This is a genomic window from Mesorhizobium sp. M1E.F.Ca.ET.041.01.1.1 (genome assembly GCF_003997355.1).
In the GTDB taxonomy this organism is placed as follows: Bacteria; Pseudomonadota; Alphaproteobacteria; order Rhizobiales; family Rhizobiaceae; genus Mesorhizobium.
The window spans coordinates 1-3,033 of record NZ_RZSL01000661.1 but is presented as its reverse complement, the minus strand read 5'-3'; the positions used below and the strand labels follow the sequence as shown (position 1 = coordinate 3,033).

The 3,033-nt window shown below is 65.3% G+C and carries 3 protein-coding genes; 2 read left to right on the top strand and 1 reads right to left on the bottom strand.

The features are described from left to right. Both EOA38_RS32135 and EOA38_RS32130 read left to right on the top strand, forming a co-directional pair. Window positions 1-1,087: trypsin-like peptidase domain-containing protein (locus EOA38_RS32135; RefSeq protein ID WP_127301115.1), on the top strand; the 1,087-nt coding region annotated here is incomplete at its 5' end. A 40-nt stretch (window positions 1,088-1,127) separates the two neighbouring features. Next, window positions 1,128-2,435, top strand: a complete 1,308-nt coding sequence (locus EOA38_RS32130) for a replication-associated recombination protein A (RefSeq protein WP_126094098.1) — start codon at window positions 1,128-1,130, stop codon at window positions 2,433-2,435. A gap of 127 nt (window positions 2,436-2,562) precedes the next feature. On the opposite strand, the gene EOA38_RS32125 is transcribed toward EOA38_RS32130, so the two are convergent. Continuing rightward, window positions 2,563-2,949, bottom strand: a complete 387-nt coding sequence (locus EOA38_RS32125; RefSeq protein WP_126094097.1) for a hypothetical protein — start codon at window positions 2,947-2,949, stop codon at window positions 2,563-2,565. Window positions 2,950-3,033 lie beyond the last annotated feature (84 nt).

The window sequence follows — 3,033 nt, the reverse complement described above, 5'->3', positions numbered from 1 at the left end:
CTACCATGTCATCAAGGACGCCGACGAGGTAAAGGTCGCGACCGCCGCCGGGCGCGAGTTCACCTCGAAGGTCATGCTGAAGGACGAGACGCTCGATCTCGCCGTGCTCAAGATCTCGGCCGACAAGCCGTTCCCGGTGATCGCCATCGGCGATTCGGATGCGCTCGAGGTCGGCGACCTGGTGCTGGCCATCGGCAATCCGTTCGGCGTCGGCCAGACCACCACCAGCGGCATTGTTTCTGCACTTGCCCGCAGCCATATCGGGGTCTCGGATTCCGGCTATTTCATCCAGACCGACGCCGCCATCAATCCCGGCAATTCCGGTGGCGCGCTGATCAACATGGGCGGCCAACTGGTCGGCATCAACACGGCGATCTACAGCCGCAGCGGCGGCTCGATCGGCATCGGTTTCGCTATTCCCGCCAACATGGTGCGCGCCTTCGCCGACGCCGCCAAGGCCGGACTCGACTTCTTCGAGCGGCCCTATATCGGCGCCGAATTCGAGGCCGTTACGCCGCAGATCGCGGAATCGCTCGGTATCGAAAAGCCGACCGGCGCGCTGGTTTCGTCGGTCGATGCGGCCGGCCCTGCCGGCAAGGCGGGCTTAAAACCCGGCGACGTCGTGCTGTCGCTCAACAATACGCCGGTCGAAAGCATCGAGGCGCTGGACTACCGCATGGCGACGCTGTCGATCGGCTCCAAGGCGACCTTCGCCGTGCTGAGCAAAGGCCAGCAGGCGACGCTGGAGATCTCTCTGGAGCGGGCGCCGGAAGGCGCCAAGCCGACCGAGATGACGCTGCATGGCCGCAGCCCCTTCGCCGGCGCCAAGGTGGCGGAGCTGTCGCCGCGCCTTGCCCAGCGGCTCGGCCTGCGCACCGACTTGAAGGGCGTCACCGTGGTCGACATCAATCGCGATTCACCCGCCGCCGATTTCGGCTTCCAGCCGGGCGATATCGTACGCGAGGTGAACGGCACGAGCATCGATACAGCGGCGACGCTGGCACAAATTGCCCAGCAGGACACGCGCTGGTGGCGCTTTACCGTCGAGCGTGGCGGGCAGACACTGCGCCAGGTGTTGCGCTACTGAGCCCGGCCCAAGAGGGTCGCGCTCCAACTCGAAGACAAGCATGGCTGACCTGTTCAGTTCCGATGAACCGGAGAAAGCGCCGCCCGGGCGGCCGCTGGCCGATCGGCTGCGTCCGAAGAACCTTGGCGAGGTCGTCGGTCAGGAGCATCTGACCGGGCCGGACGGCGCGCTGACACGCCTGATCGATTCCGGCTCGCTCGGTTCGATGATCTTCTGGGGGCCGCCCGGCACCGGCAAGACGACGGTTGCGCGGCTCTTGGCTGGCGAAACCAATCTTGCCTTCGAGCAGATATCGGCGGTGTTCTCCGGCGTCGCCGACCTGAAGAAAGTGTTCGAGGCGGCGAAGCTGCGCCGCGCCAATGGCCGCCAGACGCTGCTCTTCGTCGACGAGATCCATCGCTTCAACCGTGCCCAGCAGGACGGCTTTCTGCCCGTCATGGAAGACGGCACGGTGGTGCTGGTCGGCGCCACGACGGAAAACCCGTCCTTCGAACTGAACGCCGCGCTGCTGTCCCGCGCGCGCGTACTGGTGTTCCGCTCGCTGGGTGAGGAGAGCATCGCCAAGCTTTTGGCGCGCGCGGAAGAAACCGAGGGCAGGGCGCTGCCGCTCGACGAGGAAGCGCGGGCCATGCTCATCCGCATGAGCGACGGCGACGGCCGCGCCTCGCTGACGCTGGCCGAGGAAGTCTGGCGCGCCGCCAAGCCGGGCGAGGTGTTCGGGCCGGAGGGCCTGCAGCGCGTCATCCAGCGCCGCGCGCCGATCTACGACAAGGGCCAGGATGGACACTACAACCTGATCTCGGCGCTGCACAAATCGGTGCGCGGTTCGGACCCCGACGCCGCGCTCTACTATCTCGCCCGCATGTTCGATGCCGGTGAGGATCCGCTCTATCTCGGCCGCCGGCTGGTGCGCATGGCGGTGGAGGATATCGGCTTGGCCGATCCGCAGGCGCTGGTCATCGCCAATGCCGCCAAGGACGCCTATGACTATCTCGGCTCTCCCGAGGGCGAGCTCGCCTTCGCCGAGGCCGCCGTCTATCTCGCCACCGCGCCGAAATCGAACGCCGTCTACACCGCCTTCAAGGCGGCGACACAGGCGGCCAAGGAGTTCGGCTCGCTGCTGCCGCCAAAACACATCCTCAACGCGCCGACAAAGCTGATGAAAGAGGAGGATTACGGCGCCGGCTACCGCTACGACCACGACGAGCCGGATGCCTTCTCCGGTCAGGACTATTTCCCGGAAAAGATGGGCCGCCGCACTTTCTACGATCCGCCCGAGCGTGGCTTCGAGCGCGATATCAGGAAGCGGCTGGAATACTGGGCAAAGCTGCGCAAAGAGCGGGAGTAACGCCCCAGCAAAACTTTAGTGCTGGCGATCGAAGGGCGTCGGCCTTTACCTTTGTGGCCCGCGCCTCTGATCAAACCCCGCTGCGTCTTCGCAATCGGGCCAATGCGTCCACCTATGCGGGACGCACTCAGTGGTCCATCACCAGCGGCTCGGAAGATGAGTCGTCGGATCCGTCGGTCTCGGTACCGGAATCTGCGCCAGTGCCAGTCGTGCCTCCTGTGTTATCCTCACCCTGGTCGTGAGCAGATTCCTTCTCACCGTCATGGCTGCCAGAGGTTCCGCTGCTGCTGTGGCTGTCGCCGCCATCGTGCTCGCCGCCGTCACCGCCACCATTGCCGCCGTCGTGACCTCCGTCGCCGCCGCCACCACCGCCCTCGGATTCGGCGTGGGCAACGGCTGGAACGAGCTTAGCCGCACCGTCAAGCGTCAAGTGGTAGGGTGCAATGGTGAGTGCCAGCGCCGCCGACGCGCGCAGCGTGAGCCAGACGAGCCGGTTGAAGGGAATTGTGGTCATCTTATCCTCCTCGTAGAGTGCTGTTAGTGAACTAATTCAGCCGAAGATCGACGACAGGCCACGACGGCTTGCGACGGTCATTGG

Excerpts from the sequence above, each read along its gene's own strand:
- EOA38_RS32130 (WP_126094098.1), top strand. The coding sequence starts at position 1,128 with ATGGCTGACCTGTTCAGTTCCGATGAACCGGAGAAAGCGCCGCCCGGG.
- EOA38_RS32125 (WP_126094097.1), bottom strand. The coding sequence starts at position 2,949 with ATGACCACAATTCCCTTCAACCGGCTCGTCTGGCTCACGCTGCGCGCG.